An 18134-nucleotide genomic window follows, 5' to 3' on the forward strand; every position below is an offset into this window, starting at 1 on the left:
CATGCAGTAGACGGTGTCAGCCCGCCGAGTGCCGAGTGCTGATCAGGATAGGCCGTTCGCGGTGCCGATCAGGATATGGCGTTCGCGTAGGTCGTCTAGCAGGCCGCGGCCGAAGGCGATCACTTGGTCTGGATTCGGGTGCTGGAGCTCGCCTGCGATCGCGCGTAACACCTCGAGCCCCGAACGTTGCTCCCCCGCCTGCAGCAACTGCAGCAAGCGCTGAGTGACGGCATTGATCTTCAGGAACTCGACCTCGTCGCGTCGGTTGCGGTAGACGACCAAGTGGTTCGGTTCGGGATCGGGCTCGGTCGGTTGGAAGTCCGGGCCGATGCGGTGTACTGGGAACCAGTAGCTCAGGTTCCAGGCCAGTGGAGAGACCACGGGCAACTCGGCGAGGAGATCGCCATTCGGGTCGGCGAGCTCCGGGCCCGCCTCCTCATCGCTGAACAGCAGGGCGGCTTCGACCCATTCGTAGTGGGCGAGCTCGAGCATGAAGGCCGGGTCCTCGGGCTCGGCCGTCCGCTCCTCGGCCAGGAAGGTGACGAGCTCGCGGCCGAGCTCGGGAAACAACGGCGTCTCGGCGCGATGCTCGATCATGAATTGGCGCACGAGCCTCGTCCAGCGTTGTTGACCAAGGCAGCGATAGAGCACCGGAAAACCCTGGCGCAACAGCGACGAGAGATTGTTGAAGAATAGGTCCCGATAGATGGCCATGCGCCGCTCTTCAAGCCCGTCTGGCACAGGCTGACCCTCCGGGTCGCGGATATGGCCAGCAAACCCCCGTTGAATCGAAGCAAAATCCTGTGCGGCGGTTTCTATCGGCCGATCCATTCCTATCGGCCTATCCATTCGTGTCCTGTTGCTCTCAGCCATGCGCCACCTGTTCGGACCGGCTCGCGACGGGGCGCCCTAGATGGCGCTGCTGGAGGTCTGCGATCTGCTTGACCTCGCCGATGAGATCCTCTAACGGCGGGATGTTGAAGTCCCGTTCGAGCAGGGTGGGGAAGACGCCGGCATGCTGATAGGCGTCTTCTAGCAGGTCCCAGACCGGCTCGATCACGTCTGCCCCGTGCGTGTCGACGCGCAGGTCCGGTGCCTCCTGGTAATGGCCGGCGATATGCCCGTAGACGATGCGTTCGGTCGGTAGCCCCTTCAGGAATCCATGCGCATCGTAGCCGTGGTTGATACTGTTGACCTGGATGTTGTTCACGTCGAGCAGTAGGTCGCAATCGGCCTCTGCCAGCACAGCATTGATGAATTCGAGCTCGCTGAGCTGCTGGCCCGGCGCAGCGTAGTAGGAGACGTTCTCCAGCGCGATCCGACGTTCCAGGACCTCCTGAACCTGGCGCACCCGGGCGCTGACATGTGCGACGGCCTCCTCAGTGAATGGGATCGGCATCAGGTCGTAGAGATGCCCGTCATCAGAGCAGTAACTCAGGTGCTCGGTGTAGGCCCGGATCTGATGCTGGTCGAGAAACTGCTTGATGCGGGCAACGAAGTCCAGGTCCAACGGCGCCGGTGACCCGATCGACAGGGACAACCCATGGCAGACGAATGGATAGCGCTCAGTCATGTGCCGCAGGAGCTTGCCCCATCGGCCGCCCACGCCCATCCAGTTCTCGGGTGCGATCTCCCAGAACGCGACCTCGGCGGGTGGCTGCTCGGCTGCGGCGGCGGTAAACGCGCGCCGCAGGCCGAGGCCGGCGCCATGAACCGGGTACTGAGGACTCGTCATGGCTTGGCTGTCAAACATCGTTCAACGGCTCAGCTCGTGCCGCCGCACTTGCCTTCGCCACACTTGCCCTCGCCATCATCCTTGGAGCCACAGCTCCCCTCACCACCGTCCTTGGAACCGCACTTGCCTTCGCCACAGCTCCCTTCGCCGGCCAGGATCAGATAGCCGCCATTGAGCTGTTCGGCGCCGAACGGGTTCTCTTCCGCGCTCGCGAGGTTGGCGGCTGACAAGCCGCCAACCAAGGCCGCACCGATTACTGCCGCCGCCGGGGTCATGGTCTTCTTGGACATGGTTCCACTCCAGGAGAGATAGGGTTCTGTCTTGTTGGATTGTCTGCAAGCCTCCGTAACGAGGCGTTATCGGAGCCCACTTGCAGGACACTACTGATAACACAGTACGGCGCTGGGTTAAAGCTGGGATTTCAGCGCAGCGCGTCTCTGCTATCGCCCCTAAAGACCGAGTTCAGCGATCAAATGTTTCATGTCCGCAGAGAGAGTCGCGCGCCCTGCTTTCCGGACAGGCTGAGCCCATCGGTGCTGACTGTTCCGGCGCTTTCTGTCCAGCGATCAGGCGGAATGGCTATAAGGATCGCGTTGACCTGGCTCGACGACGCTGCGGGTCGAGCCTATTCAGGCTCGCCGCCGTCCAGCGCCGCGTCGCTTGATGCACTTGAGATAAGGCTTGGGTTGGAACTCGCCGCCGTCGCGCTGGACCTTCCAGATCGCCTCGGCGAGACAGTCGAGGATCTGGTGCTCAGCTGCATGGACGTCACCCAGGCAGGCGTCGATCATCGCGCGATAGAGTGGCCGAATACCCGCTGGGCGGTCGGTTGCGACCTGCTCCTGCAGCGCGATGTGCAGGCCCATGTGTAGGAACGGATTCGTCTCGCCGCCCTCCGGCAGCCAATCGCGGCCTAGAGCCGAATCGCCTCGCTCGAGGAGTGGCTGATATTCCGGATGCTGCCGAACGACGTCCACGATCTGCTGTTCGACGGGTTCAAGCCGTTCTTTGGCGCGGGCCTTGCGCCAGGCCTCGACATAGGCTTGCCGGAGCGCGTTGCGGTCGTTCGTGAACATCAGCGTCCTGGAGCAACTGGCTTTGCGGTAACTGCTGCGCCTCGACGGCGCTGGTGATCTTGTCGAGCGGGCGCGAGCAAGAGGAGCTGTAACCCTGGGATACCGCTAAGCAATGGCTGGGAGTGTTGCATTCTCCGCGTGGTCGCGTTGCCGAGGCCGTCAGGCCGTGCGGCTGCGAGCACAGGGCAGGGCCATCGTCTTCTCCTTATACTCGCAGAGGTCGGAGATCGGACAATTCGGGCAGTCTGGAGAGCGTGCCTTGCAGACGTAGCGACCATGCAGGATGAGCCAGTGATGCGCATCTTTCAGGAATTCGGTCGGTACCAGACGCACAAGGCGTTGCTCGACGGCGAGGGGCGTCTTGCCGACTGCGAGGCCAGTGCGATTGGCGACCCGAAATATGTGCGTGTCAACGGCGATCGTCGGTTCTCCGAAGGCTGTATTCAAGACCACGTTCGCGGTCTTGCGTCCGACCCCAGGCAGTGCTTCGAGCGCCTTGCGGTCTCTCGGGACCACGCCGGCGTGGTCGGAGACCAAACGCCGGCAGGTCTCGATGATGTTCTTTGCCTTGCTGTTGAACAGACCGATGGTCCGGATCTGTTCCTTGAGCCCTTCCTCGCCGAGCGCGAGGATCGCCGCAGGCGAGTTTGCGATCGCGAACAGCCGCGCCGTCGCCTTGTTCACCCCCTTGTCAGTCGCTTGAGCAGAGAGGATGACCGCGATCAGAAGCTCGAAGGGTGAGCTGAACACCAGCTCGGTCGTCGGGGCAGGGTTGGCTGAGCGCAGCCGCTGAAAGATCGCCGTGCGCTTTTCCCGGTTCACTGGGCGGCCCTAGCAGAATCACCGAGTCGGCTGGATAACCTTATGATTTGTAATCGGTTCAAGCGCATTCCGTCGGGGCTTTTGGGATCGGTCTACTCGATCGGATCATTCGTATCACGCGCCGAGTAAACGGGGTGCCGATGCGTTCTGCTTAGGACTAGACCGCAGCCCGGTCACGCAGCACCTTGACCTGGAACAGGGTATTGCGTTCCTCTTCCTCGAGCGCCGACTGGATGAAGTGGATGCTGCGCTGGTAGAGCGGGATGATGTTGTACTTGAGCGCATTGACCCGCTTCTGCGCCTTGCGCTGCTCTTCCATGAGCCGATACAGGGCGATCTCGACCTCGCCGAGCCGCGCGAGCAGCACCGCCGCCTCGGCAAGGTGCTCGCGGGTGTTGTCGAAGCTTGCATCGGTCCCAAGCAGGCCGGTCGGCTTGATCGGCACCCGCTCCGCCGAAACCGCCGGATACTCGACGCCCAGGGAGCGCCGCGGCAGGATATCGACGTGCAGACCCGGACTTGCGCCCAGTGCGGCCTGACTGAGACCGCGGCTACCCATGCGCAGATGCGTGATCCCAAGGCAGCGATAGGCCTCCTCGAGCCCCCGCTCGGCGGCCTCGCGCAGGCGCCGGTACTCACCGATGCGCTCATAGACCAGCCGGGTCAGAAGCTCACGCTTGCGCTCCAGCAGGTCATGCCCCTCCTCGAGGAAGCGGACCTGCTTCTTCAACGAAAGCAGGGTGTTCTTGGTCGGCGGGACCTTCAAGACTTGCTGCGCCATGGAACTGGACTCCGGGGCTGGCTGGACTGCCTGCGGACAAGCGACGGCTGCCCGCTATTGTGCCAAAAGACCGGGCAGCCTGAATGCAGGTCCTGGTCAAGCGCGGCGGCCGGTGCGTTCTGCATCAGCAGGACGGCTTGAGATTCGCTCAGAATTTGAATGCGCTCGAACGCTCATCTCATGGCAGGCTGCCACCCCGGACGATCAATCCCAGGCGATTCGCGGTAACAGCCGTGCCTCTGAGAGGCGCTCGATTGCCGCTTCTAGGGTTATCGCTGCCCGCCATGGTCGTGGGGTAGGAGCCCGCTTGCGGGCGATCTTCGCCGCCGCGAGCGCGGCCTGGTCGCCCGCAAGCGGGCTCCTACAGCGCTGAGAGCCAGGTGGTAGGAAAAGGGTCTCGGTATAGTCACTCGCCCTGGTTTCCGGACAGGCTGAGCCCATCGGTGCTGACTATGCCGGCGCTTTCTGTCCGGCGATCAGGCGGAATGGCTATATTTCTGACGCGCTGCACTCGGCTCAAGCTCAGCTGGGGCTGGGGTCTAAGCCGGTGCCGCATGAGGTCAAAGAATCGCCTGCGCGCAGGCTATCGAGCGGCGTGGGGCCAGCGAGCAGGTGCCGGGAAGATGACGTAGCCGTGCGGTCAGAGCCCCCGTGCAAGGGTCGCGGCGCCGTAGGCAGCCTCCTGCTGCGATGCGGTCTCTACCGGCAGGCCGAGCACGCGGGCGCGGATTCGATTCCATTTTTCGTTGCGGGCGCCGCCGCCGGTGCTCAGGATGCGCTTCGGCCGCGGCGCGCCGAGCGCGCAGAGGCGTTGATAGCCCTCGCGCTCGATATGAGCGATGCCCTCCAGGATTCCGGCCAGGAACAGATGATCCTCGGCCGGGCGCGGGGTGAGACGGGGTGTGCGCTGCGGGTCTGGGGTTGGAAACCGCTCGCCCGGCCGCGGTAGCGGATAATAGTGGAGGCCGGTTGGCCGGTCAGGATCGATGCGCTCGCTCAGCCGCGCGAGCTCGGCGTCGCTGAAATACTGTCGCAGCACGGCACCGCCGCTGTTGGAGGCGCCGCCGGCGAGCCAGCGGTCGCCCATGCGATGGCTGTAGACGCCGCTTCGCGCGTCCTGCAGCGCGCACTCGGAGATCAGCTTCAGCGCGAGCGTGGAGCCGAGGCTGGTGACCGCGTCACCTGGCTCGCGCGCGCCAGCGGCCAGCGCGGCGGCGTTGCTGTCGGTCGTCCCGGCACAGACCCGCATCTCGGCTGGTAGGCCCAGGATGGCGGCGACCTCCGGATCGATGCTGCCGAGGTCGGAGCCAGGCGGATGGCATTGTGGCAGCTGGATCGGGCTGAGGTTGAGCCTGCCCAGCCAGGACGGCCAGCGCAGTTGTTCCGGATCGAACCCCAGCTTCAGGCCGTTGTTCCAGTCGCTATCGCCGAAGCGGCCGCGCAGCCGGCCGCCGATCCAGTCGGCTTGATGCAAGGCCAGCAAAGCTTGGTCGCGGCGCACCTGCGCGCGCAGATAGAGGAGCTTCGCGAGCGAAGCACTCGGCCCCCGTGCTGGCGAGTCCTCCGGCGCTTGCTCGGCGACCTGCTCGGCCTGGGACAACGCGCGAGCGTCGTTGTACATCAAGGCCGGCGTCAACGCCCGACCCTCGCTATCGCACAACAGCAGGGTCGCTGACGTACCGTCGACGCAGAGCGCGCGCGGGCAATGGTCGTCGAGATTGGCCTGGAGTCGGCGCAGCACCGCTAAGGCGGCCTGCCACCAGAGCTCCGGATCTTGCTGGAGTGCATCAGGGCTTGGCGACTCGGGTGCGGGCAGCGAGGTTGATGCCGAGGCGATGGTGCTGCCGTCGGCATCGATCGCGATCGCGCGGCAGCCAGAGGTTCCGAGGTCGAGCCCGATCCAGCAATCGGGTGCGATGCTCGCGGTCAAGGCAGCTGGACCGGCGCCGGCGCGCTCCAGTCCGGTGCACGATGCTCTGCGACCACCGTGGTGTAGATGCCGCCGCGGACGTTGAACTCGGCGGTCAACCGCATGAATCTGGGCGCGGTTGCTGCGACGAGGTCCTCAAGGATGCGGTTCGTGACCGCCTCATGGAAGGCGCCCTCGTCACGATACGACCAGACGTAGAGCTTCAGCGACTTGAGTTCGACGCATAACCTATCGGCCACGTACTCGAGTGTGAGCTCGGCGAAATCGGGTTGGCCAGTCTTCGGGCACAGGCAGGTGAACTCCGGCACCCGGATGCGGATGGTGTAATCACGCTCAGGCTGCGGGTTCGGGAAGGTTTCCAGGTTCTGGCTTAGCGCATTCGCCATCAAAACGGGCCTCGTTGCTTTTTCGGTCGATTTCAACGAAGCATAGCGAGCTCAGGCACCGACTGCATTGCTCTAAGCCGGAGTGACGGCCTGCCCCTGGCGTCGGGGCACCCTTGGGGGCTCCCTGATTCCGACAATCCGCACCGCCGCGCTCGTTCTCGCAGGCCTGGCGGTTGGCCGCCGAACAAGACCCTGCCGCGGGCCGCAGCCCTGGATAAGGACGACCTGTGCCTGCCTTTCCAGGGCTGTTTGACCCGGGCAGCCGCATATCACCGCTGCGTTAAGGCCCGCGCTGCTGAGCGAGGTGGGCCTAGATCTCGTCGACGTTTTCGAAGTCGAGCTCGTCGCCGACCGTGGTACCACGCAGCCGCACCGTCCCGACGCCGTCGCCATCCTCGGCAAGCTTCAGGTCATCGCCGATGGCTGAGCCATTGATGACGACCTCGAGGTCTCCGGCATCTTCTTCCTCGACCTCGACATCGCCTTCCACGTCGATCGCGCGCATGCGGACAAGCACGGAGGCGTCGCCTTCTTCCGATACCTTGATGCCTTCGTCGCCATTGCCAGCTGCATAGATGTTGATGAGATCAAGGTCGACGTCGTTATCAGCGCCTTCCCCTTCGGTATCGAAGTCGAGACCTTCGTCGAAGTTGTCGATGATGTCGGCGTTTACGATGATCCCCGAAATGCCACCCGAGCCAGCCTCGTCGATGTCGAAGGCGTCGTCGACGTCCGGGTCGCCGTCGTCATCGCAGGCCGGATCAGCTGCAATGGGATCGACCCCTTCGTCTCGAATATCCGAACAGTACGCGCCATTTCTCTCGAAAACCGAGTCGCGTACGTCGATGACGACACTTCCGGCGTCGCCCTCGTCGAGCTCGATCCCATCGGCGCCAACGTTCTTGAACGTCGAGTTGGAGACGGTCAGATGAATATCGCCGTCTCCTCGATCATCGACTCGGACGCCGTCCGCATCCTGTTTGCCGAATCCGACGCCATCGATCTCGACATTGGTCAGACGCATGAAGACTGAAGCCGGGGAGCCGATGCCTCCTCCTCCTTGGCCCGCGCTGCAGTCATCATTCGGGCAGTCGCGCACATGCACGCCATGGTTGCCGGTGTCGCTGACCGACACATCGTTCAGGCTGACATTGACCTGACCGACGCGATCAGTTGGAACATCGATGAAGACTCCCTTTCCGCCACCTTGCTCGGTGATCGAGTAGCCACCTAGACCTTGGAAACTCAGTTTGGATAGGGAAAGGTCTGCACCTTTCGAGAGGTGGAGTAGGGCGTCGGCCGGATCGACTGAATCGATGCCCCAACGGATTACTTGCCCGGAACCGGCGATTGTCAGCGGCTTCGTTGAATCGTAATGGAGCGGGGATTGTACGACGATCTCCGAAACGTACGGCTTGATGGTGATCTTGGTCGCGCCGCTGCCGAGAGCAGCGCGAAGGGAGCCTGGGCCATCATCCGCGCCGTTTGTGACGGTTGCGGGTCTCGGAATTGAGAGGACCAAGAGTCGGGCGTCTCGGATCGAGATGACGCCGTCGCCGTCAAGGTCGCATGCCGGACAACTGCTCGCTGGCCGGCGCAGGAAGGAGCGCAAGGTTTTCAGGTCCTCACGCTCGACCACGCCGTTCCCGTCTGCATCGCCTGCGATCGGCGGAGTTGGCACGGTGTCATCTCGGAATGCAAGGTTCTGGATGCGCTCGTCCTCGCTGCGACCGGTGTCATCCCCATCGAATGGCTGAGTCCAGTAGTTGGCAAAGAGGTACTCGGCGAGCGCGTCTTGTTCGCTTCCATCGTCGGCGAACACGGCGTTACCCGATGCGGGGCCCTCCTCGACCAGCGAACGCGGATCGATCCTGTTGAAGGTGTCCAGGTCGGCGGTCTCGCCGACGGCCGGATCGAGGTTGGTATTCGGGAACGGATAGCCGTCGCCGCCGCCGATGAAGTTGCCGGTATCGTCGAAGCGCGGAGCGGCCAGGAAGCCGAGGGTCACGACCCGGAACAGCTCGTTCGCGTCGCCGGCGAGCTCGCCGTCCTGAACCAGCATTGCGACGAGCTCATCGTCTTCGGAGACGACCGCCGCGCTTTGAATCCGGTCGCCTTCATCCTTGCTTGCGTCATAGGAGAAGGTCACCCCCGTGACCTGCGGAAAACGGCCGCTGACCCCAGGGATGGCGCCCACACCGTGCTCGAGGAGGGCGACCAGCTCGGCCTTGGTGAGCGTCAGCAGTGTCAGGCCGTTGTTGAAGGCCAGCGTGGTCTGGATGTCGTTTTGGCTGATCCCGCCCTCGGGCTTGATCAGATTCCCGTCGCTGTCGAACACGGCCTCATTCGGCAGCCGGACCGCCTCGGTGCCGCCTGGCGGGACGATCGTCTGCCCGATCGACGCCCGGATGCCGCCGCCGTTCTTTAACGAGACGAGCACGCTGGGGTCATAGAGCTGCGCGGTCGCGAGGTTGGCATCGGCGGTGAGATTGCCGAGATTGGTCTCCTGGGTGCGGACCCCGTCCGGGTCGTCGCCTGCACCGGTACCGCTGCGGTTACCGTTCAGGAAGACATCGGCGATGCCGAAGACATTCGACTCGGTCGCGATGATCTGCGCCTCGATGGCATCGGCGATCTCCTGGATCTCCGGGTCGATCAGTCCCTCGGCAGAGAGATCCGTAACCCCTTGCTCGTCGGTCGCGTAGGCCCCGCTGACTACGGGGTCATAGCTCGCCGGATCGATGACGCCAAAATCGTCGAAGTCGATCACGAGGCGGCCAACGTACTGATAGCTGCCGTCGGTGTTGACGACGGCAACCGGGTTGCCATCGAGGTCCTCGAAGAAGGTCGGATAATCGCCCTGTTCGCTGTCCCCGTCGCGCGGGCGGTCGTTCTCGTCGAACAGACGGGTGTTCGAGCCGCCGCCGACGATGATGTCGACGCCGCGCAGCCGCTCGGCGAGCGCAAACTCGATGTTGAGCTGCTGCATGTGCGCAAGCAGGATCACCTTGTTGATGTCCGGGTTTGCCGCGAGCAGGTCATCGATGCCCGCTTGGATCTCGGTCGCCAGGGCATCGAGCTGAGCCTCGGTTGGGCTCGCATCGAAGGGTGTGGGGAACACACCGACATCGCCAGGGCTCGAGATGCTCTTCAGGGTTGGTGTCGTCGCGCCGACCACGCCGATCGGCTCACCGTTAACGTCGATGATCACCGATGAAGTGAGCTTGCCGGCCTGAGGCGTCTGTCCGCCCAAGACCTCGAGAGGTGCCATACTCGGATCGGTCGAATAGTCTAGGTTGGTCGACAGGTAGGGGAACGCGGCACCCGTGAAATCAGCGCCAAGGATCGTTCCTGGAGCACTGCCGTCGATGAGATCAGCCAGCGTCTCAGTCCCGAAGTCGAACTCATGGTTGCCGAAGGCGATCGCCTGAAAGCCCAGTTCGTTCTGGATCTGGATGTCGGCGATACCGGCCGATCCGAATGCCCCGGCGGAGGCGTCGAAGAAGAGGCCTGGAATGAACGCGTCGCCCGACGAGAGGACAATCGTGTTATCAGCGAGGCCGTCATTACTCAAATCTTCGGCTCGCAGGGCATTGAGCACCGCTGAGAAGCGCGGTGCATCCTGAACGGCTGCCGCGCCGGCTTCTTGGTCAGCGGCATGCAGCAGCTCGAGCTTGAACTCGGCGTACGCAGTTGGACTGAGGCTCGCCCCGAGCACGAGGCCCGAGGAAAGCAGCGCGAGGCGTGGTATCGAAGCGGTCATTGTGGACTCCAGTAGGTTCGTTGGTGACATCGGATTTTTAGGACGAGTCGCAGCGCGCGGCACAGACTGGATGCGCGCTACTGACTGGGGTTGCGCGTGCTGCTTACTGTCGCAGCTCGAGGATCAGCAGCCTGGCATCGCGGATCGACACCACTCCATCACCATCGAGGTCGCATGCCTTGCAGTTGTCTGCTGGTTGCCGCAAGTAACTTCTGAGGATGTTCAGATCGGCTCGATTCACCACGCCGTTTCCGTCCGCATCGCCCTGCAGGGCCGAGAACGCTAGAGCAGCCAGTAGAGGCTCGTGGTCGGACGCACGGCTTGCGGTTTCAGCGAACTCAGCATTCAGGTGCACAATGTCGAACAGCGCAGCGTCCACGAGGCTGTCGCTGACGAGGATGTGATCGAGCGATTGGCTGTTGCCCTGGAAGATGAACGAGTAGCGCTCGTTCTCATCCAAGCGCCAGGTCAGGTTGGTCAGCCCGGTGTCCTCCAGGTCAAGCAGCGGCGAAACGAACTCGAATTCGTTGAAGTCACCGAGCACGACGATCTTCGCGGCCGGGTCTGCGGCGAGCAGATCGCCGACGAACCCCTGCACTGCCGCCGACTGTGTCTGGCGCTCGTCGAGGGAACCGTTGACGGTGACCTCCTCCTGACGCGCCTCGAACGGCTGCTCGACACCGAGGATCGGCGCGGACCCGCTCTTCGACGAGAAGTGGTTGACGACGACGGTGATCGCCTGGCCGTTGAATAGGAAGTCGGCGACGAGCGGGAGCCGGGCATCGAAGAACGCACCGCCTGGCTCCTGGGAGCCGATCGTCTCGATGCTTCTAGGTACGAGCGAAACGCGAGCCGGGTTGTAGAGGAAGGCTGTGCGGATATTGGCGCCCGGCTGGCCACCGCTCGTGTTGTCGCCAATAAAGGTGTTGTCGAGGTAGGCGTAGGCCGGTCCGCCTGCGTGCACGATTGCATCGGCCAGCGTCTGCAGGGTCAGGTCAGCAGAGATGGTCCCGTCGTCGACTGACCCGCTGTTGTCCTGGATCTCCTGCAGCCCGATGATGTCGGGTGCATTGAGGTTCTGGACGATCTGCTCCGCGATCGTGTCGAAGCGGCCGTCGGCGACATCGGTATCGCCGTCGGCGTCGTTCGGGTCCAGGTTCAGGACGTTGTAACTGGCGACCAGCAGCGTGCGGACCTCCGGGAAAAGATTCGACGCCCCCGGAAGGAGGTCGGCCGACACAACATTCGCGGAGAAGTCCTCCACTGGATAGATCTCGAAATTGCCGAAGCTGGAGCCAATCACGCCCGTCACGTCGCCGAGCCGGTCTCCGACAGCGACTTCAGGAAACGCGAAGTCGAAGATATCGCTGTTGTCATTGACCTGGATGCGTTCCGGATTGAAGTCGTCCGGCGAGATATTCAGGGTGCCGCTGAGCGAAAGCCCGGTTGCGCTCGACCCCTGGTTGTTTGCTGCGAAGATCTCGCCAAAGCGATTGGTCCCGGCGACGGCGACGAGGTCCTCGGCGGTGACCAGCATCCCTTCGAGGCTCTCGAAGAAATCGATGCCGTCGGTCGTCGGGTCGAAGTCTCCGAGGCCGGCGATGGCTCCAAAGGCGTCGTCGTCGATGTTTTCGCTCGGAGCGATGCGACCGCTGTTGCCGATGACCACCGGCGCCGGCAAGGCAACGCCGGACGCGGTGATGGTGACCTCGGGATTGCCGACGATCTCCGTCGTCGATAAGTTGCCTGTCGAAGGGCCGCCCGGAATAAACTCGGAGACGAGGCCTGTCACAGTGACGGCATCGCCGACGGCTACGCCGGGCGCGCTGCCGGTAAAGACAAAGAGGGCGTCCGAGGTCGCGAGGTCACCATCGCCCTCCGGGTCCTGCAGGTAGAAGCCGTTGCTGTCGACGGCGGTGACGACGCCGTCGGTCGTCACCTCTTCGCCGGCGAAGGGCGAGCTGTGCCCTGCTCCCTGGATCTCTGGAATGCTCGCCGACGCGATGTTGCCACCGAGATCACCGGTGCCTGCCGTCGGGAAGTTATTGGTCAGGAAGAAGTCCGCGAGGACCCAATCGGTGGCCGTGTCGGTATCGATGCCATCTGCAGCGCGGCGGCCACCGGCCGGCAGGAAGCGGCCGTCTGGTCCGATCACCGGGGCGCCAAAGAAGAACGCATCCCCCGCATCGCCGTCGAATACGCCCAGGGCGTCGAGCACGATCTCGTTGCCAGTGACATTCGCGCCGGCGATGGATGAGGTTTGCACCAGCGCGATCGTGTAGCTCGAGTTCTCGACCGCGTTGGCCTCGATCGTCCGGTTCGGCGCGACGCCGTAGGTCGCGAAGACTGAATCGTTGCCGACCAGGAAGAAGCCATTGTCGCCGAGTGCGTCACCCGTCGCGAAGTCGTATTGGAAGTCGATCGCTCCGTTCGCCGCGATGTCATCGGATTCGACGACGATCAGAGAGATGCCTGCTAGTGAGGAGCCAGGAACACCGTAAAGCTCGACAAATTCGACATCCGCACCGGTGGTCGAGCCGACCACCTCATTTATCACCGTCTCGGCAGTGGCGGTGCCGATCAGACCGATGCCTAGGTCCAACACCAGGACCAGGGTGCCGATGCGTCGTTGGCGGTTAGAGAACATCGCTTGGCCTCCTCGAAAAAACCCGGAGGTTAAACGATTGCCATTACCGTTCTGGGTCAGCCCGATGAATATTTTCTGAGCGGTTCACTGAGTTTTGCTATGTCGCTAATCGGCAAGGCGGCTCTGGTAGCCTTAACTGGTATCCAATCGCCTCCGAATGTCCCGCGGCTCGCCGAACGGTTTCGGCTTCATGCGGTGCTGACCTTGCCGGTGACTGAGGCGGATGTCGAGGCCATCCTGCGAGCGGAAGCGCCTGCCTGATGAACGGTGGTGACAAACAGGCCGATCGGGCTCGCCAGGTGCTTGCCGGCACCTTCCATGGCCTGCTCTCGACCCATTCCCAGGAGCTGACCGGCTACCCGTTTGGCTCGGTCGTGCCCTACGTCCTGGACCAGGAGGGGCTGCCGCTGCTCCTGTTGAGCCCGCTCTCGCAACACACCAGGAATCTCGATGCCGACAGCCGCTGCGGACTGACGGTGGTCGAAGAGCGCGAGGGCGATGTCCAGCAACGCGGCCGCCTGAGCGCTGTTGGCGATGTCGCACCAGCCGGTGCAGAGGCCGATGCCGAGCGCTACTTTCGCTACTTTCCACACACGCGCGACTATCTTGAGCAGCTCGGTTTCCGCTTCTACCGCTTCACCCCGCTTCGCTTCCATTGGAACGGCGGCTTTGCCACCGCGCGTTGGTTCAGCAACGACCGCATCGTTCGCGCCAACCCGCTGAGCCTCGAATCACAGCGTCGGATCATCGCGCACATGAACCAAGATCATACCGATGCGCTGCGCCGATACCTGGCGCGACTCGACGGCGTTGCGAGCGAGCAGGATGTCACCATGGTCGGGATCGACGCCGAAGGCATCGATCTTCGGGTTGCAGAGCGTCTGCGACGCGTTCCGCTGCACCGCGCGATCAACTCACCGGCAGAGGCGCGTGAGGTTCTGGTCGAGATGGCCGTTCAGCGCCAACGTGCTGGCCCGGACTGACGTCTGACTGGTCATCATTTCGATGGGTCTGACGCGACCCACCAGGCTTGAAGGCTGGTGAACATTGCTTGAAAGGCTGATGAACATGAAAGAAGCAGTCTTTTGAGACGGTCCCGACGTCTGCTTCGCTAGTCTGAGCTTGGGTCATAGCAGACCCACCCAGGCGTTTCTACAAATTCTTAACTCCCTGTTTCGCATGGGCCTGGGTCGTGTCCCGTCATATGGCCCATGGCTTGCTCCATCTCCCGCCATCCCCTCAAACGGCGTTGCGAGATCTGTGAGCGACTACTCCGAGAAGGGCATCCCCGAGATCGCGGGCGAGATCACCAGCTATCTCGCCGCGCACAGGAAGGCCGCCGACACCCTGGAAGGTGTGGCCGGTTGGTGGATCACGCGGCATCGGGTCGAGGAGTCTCAGCAGCGCGTCCAGGAGGCGCTAGACCTCCTCGTCGCTCAAGGCAAGGTCAACCGTGAGCCGCTGGCCGACGGGCGGATGCTCTACTCGCTTAACGAGGACGACTCCGCCGATGGCTAACATCCGTGCGCTCGAGGCGGTCAGCGAGGCGGTGATCCACCAGCTACGCAGCAACATGCGTCCGGCGGACTTCGCCGATGCGCTGGACCCGCTGATCGATCCCGAGCTGCAGCTCGACTTCCGGGTTTTCACCTCTCGCGACTTCGCCAGCTCGCCCATCACCAACGGCGTCTCGCTCTTTCTCTATCGTATCTTCGCAAACGGGACCCAGCGACTGCCGCCGGGCCGGATCGGGCCCGATGGGCAGCGGCGGCAGACGCTATTGCCGGTGGAGATGCACTTTCTCTTGACCGTCTGGGCCGGGGAGGCGTCGCTGCAGCACGCGCTGGCGGGCTGGATGATGCGGGTGATGGAGGACTCCTCACTATTGCCGGCGAGCGTACTGACGGCGGTCGCGCCGACGGTGTTCCGCAGCGACGAGACGCTCGAGCTGAGCCTAGCGGAGCTAAGCACCGAGAACCTGCTGCGTATCTACGAGGTGCTGATGCCCAACGTCTATCAGCTCTCGGTGCCCTACGTGGCGCGGGTGATCCATCTCGAGTCCGAGCTGCCCCTGCGTTCGGGCTCCGGCGCTGAGGTGCAGGAGCGGGTGCAGCGGGCAGCTCGATACAGCCCGAGGGCAATGGACGAGGACGCCTCATGAGCGGCAGGGCAGCCTTCAGCGTCCTGGAGACGGTCTCCGTCTGCACGCCGCTTGGCATCCGCTTCTGGGACCCGGTGACCGATGAGCAGATCCGCGACGCTTTGCGGGTGACGGCTTGGCCCGCCGACGCGCCCAGCCGCGCGGTGACCGCCTATCGGTCTCGCTCCGATATCTATGTGTTGCAGGGACTGCCGGGTCTACGCGACCTCGAGTACCCGGGCGACCTCGAGTACCCGGGCGACCTCGAGTACCCGGGCGACCTCGATGAAGCAACCAGCTCGCCGCCGCCTCAGCGGCCATTCGTGATCCAGGTCGAGGACGACCAGCGCCGCTATCTGCCCGCGGCGCGTGCGGTCGATCTGCCCCTGCCCTATCGGGGTGTCTATCCGAGACAGAGGACGCTCTACAGTCCGTCGACGGATGCGCCGCCAGGCTTCCTGCTGCTCTCGACGGTGGCCCGTCAGCGCCCGTCCTGGATGGCCGGAATCTACGGCGAGCTCTTCGACCAGGTCAACGGGCGGCCCGCTGCGCATGCACTGATCCAGGTCTCCGTCGGCGGTGAGGAGGGCTATGGTCTCAGCGATGGCGAGGGCCGTTTCGCGGTCTGGCTGCCGTATCCGGGCATTGCGCAGGACATCACGGGCTCTCCGCCGCCGGCGCTCGGCTTGGGGTCGCTATTTGGCCAGAGCTGGCCGCTCGAGCTGCGGGTGCTCTACGACCCAGACCATCAGGTCGCGCTGTCGCGCACCGAGCTGCCCGATTACCTGAGTCTGCTGACCCAGCCGCTGGCCGATCTCTGGCTGGAGTCGCCGGAGCTGGGCGCCAGTCCGGGCCTGGCGGAGGTCTGGTCGGGGGCGCTGGATTACGGCCGTGAATTGAGTGTAACGACGCTGGGTGCGCAGCGGTTGCTGATCGAGCCCAGATAGCCTTGTTGAGCCATCTTGCGGAGATTTGGACATGCCTGAATATCTCGCGCCCGGCGTCTTCGTCGAGGAGACCAGCTTTCGGCAGAAGACCATCGAGGGTGTCAGTACCAGCACCACGGGCTTCGTCGGGCCGGCCAGGTTCGGGCCAACCGGGGGTGAGCCCGAGATCCTGACCAGCTTCACTGAGTTCGAGCGCATCTACGGCGGCATCGACGCGCTGAGTCTTGGCGGCGGAACCCAGCGCCAGACCAACTATCTGGCGCAGGCGGTGCGGGCCTACTTTGAGGAGGGTGGCAAGCGGCTCTATGTCGCACGGGTCTTCAACTCGGTGAGCGATGACGACGACGGCGTTGCCAGTTGGCAGCCGGGTGGGGCCTCGCCGCCCGAGTATGAATTCCGGGCGCGCTATCCCGGTGCAGCCGGCAACATGGCCGTGACCCTCCTGTTCAAGCGCGGTCCCAACGTCCGGCGGGTGGTCGATGGCTCGGCCACGCTGAGCGGTGTGCGCGATGCCCAGGTGGTGCTGGTCGACCTGGGCGGTGGCTCGCCCAGCCAGCTCGAGCTCTACGCGGTCACCAGCCGGCTCGAGGGTGGCATGCGCCGCTTTGGGCTGGAGAACCCGGACCTGAGCCCGAGCGGGCCGGACTTGGATAGCGTCACCGCCGTCTATCCGCTTACCGTGACGGTCACAGCCCAAGGCAGCGGCCGCTTCGATCAGGAGCAGGCATGGGAGGACCTGGCGCTGAACCCCGGGCAGGCGGGCTCGCTGAGTGCGGTCCTCGCCGTCGAGCCGCAACGCCGCGCCACGGCGCTCTATGTCCCCTTGGTGTTCGATCCACAGGATCTCGAGACCGGGCTCGAGATCGCAAGCACGCTTCTGAGCGGCGACGGAACAGACATCCTCCAGGCATTGGACGATGCCGAGGCGACGGACGCCGACCGCAGCCTGCACTTCGAACTCGAGGGCGGCAACGACGGCAGTCCGCTGCTGACGGCCGACTATCAGGGTCGAGAGGACACCGACGGCACTAAGAGCGGCCTGGTCGCCTTTGAGGACCTGGAGGACATCTCCATCCTGGCCGCGCCCGGCTCGACGGCGACCGAGATCCTGAACGCCGAGAGCGTCGGACGCGGCGTGATTGGTGCCCTCATCACGCATTGCGAGCGCATGCGCTATCGGATCGCGGTGCTCGACTCGCTGCGCGGTCAGCTGCCGAGCGAGATCCGGGAGCTGCGCGGCGGCATCGACAGCACACGCGCGGCGCTCTACTACCCCTGGGTGCGGATCAGCAATCCGCTCGCCGATGACCCCCTGGCCCCGAGCGAGATCCTGCTGCCCCCGAGCGGCTTCGTCGCCGGCATCTACGCGCGCAACGACGTTGAACGGGGCGTGCACAAGGCGCCCGCCAACGAGGTCGTGCGCCTGACGCTCGGCTTTGAGCTGCTGATCAACAAGGCTCAGCAGGAGGTGCTGAATCCGCTCGGCATCAATTGTCTGCGCTTCTTCGAGGGGCGCGGCTACCGTGTTTGGGGCGCGCGCACCACCAGCTCCGACGCCGAGTGGAAGTACGTCAACGTGCGTCGCTACTTCGCCTTCCTGGAGCGCTCTATCGAGAAGGGTACCCAGTTCGCGGTCTTCGAACCGAACGGACCCGAGCTTTGGGAGAACATCCGGCTCACGGTCTCGGACTTCCTGTTCAACGAGTACACCTCGAATCATCTCCTGGGCACCAAGCCGGAGCAGGCCTATTTCGTGCGCTGCGACCGCACGACCATGACCCAGAACGACATCGACAACGGTCGGCTGATCTGCCTGGTCGGCGTCTCGCCGCTGCGGCCCGCCGAGTTCGTGATCTTCCGCATCGGGCAGAAGACCGCCGATGCCCGCTCCTGAAAACCGCTGACCG

General features: G+C 63.9%; 15 protein-coding genes. 5 read left to right on the forward strand and 10 right to left on the reverse strand.

Annotated features, from left to right (window positions below; genetic code table 11):
* Nucleotides 1-42: 42 nt before the first annotated feature.
* The 10 genes from CKO40_RS09110 to CKO40_RS24895 form a co-directional block, all read right to left on the reverse strand.
* Nucleotides 43-873 (reverse strand): HvfC family RiPP maturation protein, encoded by an 831-nt coding sequence (locus CKO40_RS09110; protein ID WP_420827374.1) that lies wholly within the window; start codon nucleotides 871-873, stop codon nucleotides 43-45.
* The gene (locus CKO40_RS09115) at nucleotides 866-1735 is read right to left on the reverse strand and encodes an HvfB family MNIO-type RiPP peptide maturase (RefSeq protein ID WP_200345896.1); all 870 of its coding nucleotides are present in this window, start codon (nucleotides 1733-1735) and stop codon (nucleotides 866-868) included. The genes CKO40_RS09110 and CKO40_RS09115 overlap by 8 nt, the downstream gene beginning before the upstream one ends.
* A 29-nt stretch (nucleotides 1736-1764) precedes the next feature.
* A complete protein-coding gene (locus tag CKO40_RS09120) occupies nucleotides 1765-2025 on the reverse strand; it encodes an HvfA family oxazolone/thioamide-modified RiPP metallophore (protein WP_200345897.1) in 261 nt (86 codons plus the stop codon).
* Between the two features lie 339 nt (nucleotides 2026-2364).
* The gene (locus CKO40_RS09125) at nucleotides 2365-2811 is read right to left on the reverse strand and encodes a DUF1841 family protein (RefSeq protein ID WP_200345898.1); all 447 of its coding nucleotides are present in this window, start codon (nucleotides 2809-2811) and stop codon (nucleotides 2365-2367) included.
* Between the two features lie 159 nt (nucleotides 2812-2970).
* Nucleotides 2971-3633 (reverse strand): endonuclease III, encoded by a 663-nt coding sequence (gene nth, locus CKO40_RS09130; RefSeq protein WP_200345899.1) that lies wholly within the window; start codon nucleotides 3631-3633, stop codon nucleotides 2971-2973.
* A gap of 157 nt (nucleotides 3634-3790) precedes the next feature.
* Nucleotides 3791-4414, reverse strand: a complete 624-nt coding sequence (locus CKO40_RS09135) for a V-type ATP synthase subunit D (RefSeq protein ID WP_200345900.1) — start codon at nucleotides 4412-4414, stop codon at nucleotides 3791-3793.
* A gap of 640 nt (nucleotides 4415-5054) precedes the next feature.
* Complete coding sequence (locus tag CKO40_RS09140; protein ID WP_207173523.1) at nucleotides 5055-6344, reverse strand: FGGY-family carbohydrate kinase; 1290 nt, start codon at nucleotides 6342-6344, stop codon at nucleotides 5055-5057.
* Nucleotides 6341-6730, reverse strand: coding sequence for a preQ(1) synthase (gene queF / locus CKO40_RS09145; protein WP_200345901.1), 390 nt, complete (start codon nucleotides 6728-6730; stop codon nucleotides 6341-6343). The genes CKO40_RS09140 and queF overlap by 4 nt, the downstream gene beginning before the upstream one ends.
* Before the next feature lie 310 nt (nucleotides 6731-7040).
* Complete coding sequence (locus CKO40_RS09150; protein ID WP_200345902.1) at nucleotides 7041-10493, reverse strand: bifunctional metallophosphatase/5'-nucleotidase; 3453 nt, start codon at nucleotides 10491-10493, stop codon at nucleotides 7041-7043.
* Nucleotides 10494-10596: 103 nt separating this feature from the next.
* Nucleotides 10597-13140 carry an endonuclease/exonuclease/phosphatase family protein gene (locus tag CKO40_RS24895; protein WP_200345903.1) on the reverse strand — a complete coding sequence of 848 codons (2544 nt, stop codon included), beginning with the start codon at nucleotides 13138-13140 and terminating at the stop codon, nucleotides 10597-10599.
* 260 nt (nucleotides 13141-13400) lie between these two features.
* Between CKO40_RS24895 and CKO40_RS09160 the strand changes: the two genes are divergently transcribed.
* The 5 genes from CKO40_RS09160 to CKO40_RS09180 all read left to right on the forward strand — a co-directional run bounded on the left by CKO40_RS09160 (nucleotide 13401) and on the right by CKO40_RS09180 (nucleotide 18121).
* A complete protein-coding gene (locus tag CKO40_RS09160; RefSeq protein WP_200345904.1) occupies nucleotides 13401-14123 on the forward strand; it encodes a HugZ family pyridoxamine 5'-phosphate oxidase in 723 nt (240 codons plus the stop codon).
* Nucleotides 14124-14400: 277 nt separating this feature from the next.
* The gene (locus CKO40_RS09165; RefSeq protein ID WP_200345905.1) at nucleotides 14401-14658 is read left to right on the forward strand and encodes a hypothetical protein; all 258 of its coding nucleotides are present in this window, start codon (nucleotides 14401-14403) and stop codon (nucleotides 14656-14658) included.
* Complete coding sequence (locus CKO40_RS09170) at nucleotides 14651-15301, forward strand: Pvc16 family protein (protein ID WP_200345906.1); 651 nt, start codon at nucleotides 14651-14653, stop codon at nucleotides 15299-15301. The genes CKO40_RS09165 and CKO40_RS09170 overlap by 8 nt, the downstream gene beginning before the upstream one ends.
* Nucleotides 15298-16227, forward strand: a complete 930-nt coding sequence (locus CKO40_RS09175) for a hypothetical protein (RefSeq protein WP_200345907.1) — start codon at nucleotides 15298-15300, stop codon at nucleotides 16225-16227. Before CKO40_RS09170 ends, CKO40_RS09175 begins: the two co-directional genes overlap by 4 nt.
* Nucleotides 16228-16258: 31 nt before the next feature.
* Nucleotides 16259-18121: a phage tail sheath family protein gene (locus tag CKO40_RS09180; RefSeq protein ID WP_200345908.1), complete on the forward strand. Its 1863-nt coding sequence runs from the start codon at nucleotides 16259-16261 to the stop codon at nucleotides 18119-18121.
* The last annotated feature ends 13 nt before the right edge of the window (nucleotides 18122-18134 follow it).

Source organism: Halochromatium glycolicum (assembly GCF_016584085.1).
GTDB lineage: Bacteria > Pseudomonadota > Gammaproteobacteria > Chromatiales > Chromatiaceae > Lamprobacter > Lamprobacter glycolicus.

What these genes read in the sequence shown, in the direction of transcription:
- CKO40_RS09120 (WP_200345897.1), bottom strand. Translation starts at nt 2,025, where the DNA reads ATGTCCAAGAAGACCATGACCCCGGCGGCGGCAGTAATCGGTGCGGCC.
- CKO40_RS24895 (WP_200345903.1), bottom strand. Translation starts at nt 13,140, where the DNA reads ATGTTCTCTAACCGCCAACGACGCATCGGCACCCTGGTCCTGGTGTTG.
- CKO40_RS09180 (WP_200345908.1), top strand. Translation starts at nt 16,259, where the DNA reads ATGCCTGAATATCTCGCGCCCGGCGTCTTCGTCGAGGAGACCAGCTTT.
- CKO40_RS09110 (WP_420827374.1), bottom strand. Translation starts at nt 873, where the DNA reads ATGGCTGAGAGCAACAGGACACGAATGGATAGGCCGATAGGAATGGAT.
- CKO40_RS09115 (WP_200345896.1), bottom strand. Translation starts at nt 1,735, where the DNA reads ATGACGAGTCCTCAGTACCCGGTTCATGGCGCCGGCCTCGGCCTGCGG.
- CKO40_RS09150 (WP_200345902.1), bottom strand. Translation starts at nt 10,493, where the DNA reads ATGACCGCTTCGATACCACGCCTCGCGCTGCTTTCCTCGGGCCTCGTG.
- CKO40_RS09135 (WP_200345900.1), bottom strand. Translation starts at nt 4,414, where the DNA reads ATGGCGCAGCAAGTCTTGAAGGTCCCGCCGACCAAGAACACCCTGCTT.
- CKO40_RS09125 (WP_200345898.1), bottom strand. Translation starts at nt 2,811, where the DNA reads ATGTTCACGAACGACCGCAACGCGCTCCGGCAAGCCTATGTCGAGGCC.
- CKO40_RS09170 (WP_200345906.1), top strand. Translation starts at nt 14,651, where the DNA reads ATGGCTAACATCCGTGCGCTCGAGGCGGTCAGCGAGGCGGTGATCCAC.
- CKO40_RS09175 (WP_200345907.1), top strand. Translation starts at nt 15,298, where the DNA reads ATGAGCGGCAGGGCAGCCTTCAGCGTCCTGGAGACGGTCTCCGTCTGC.
- CKO40_RS09160 (WP_200345904.1), top strand. Translation starts at nt 13,401, where the DNA reads ATGAACGGTGGTGACAAACAGGCCGATCGGGCTCGCCAGGTGCTTGCC.
- queF (WP_200345901.1), bottom strand. Translation starts at nt 6,730, where the DNA reads ATGGCGAATGCGCTAAGCCAGAACCTGGAAACCTTCCCGAACCCGCAG.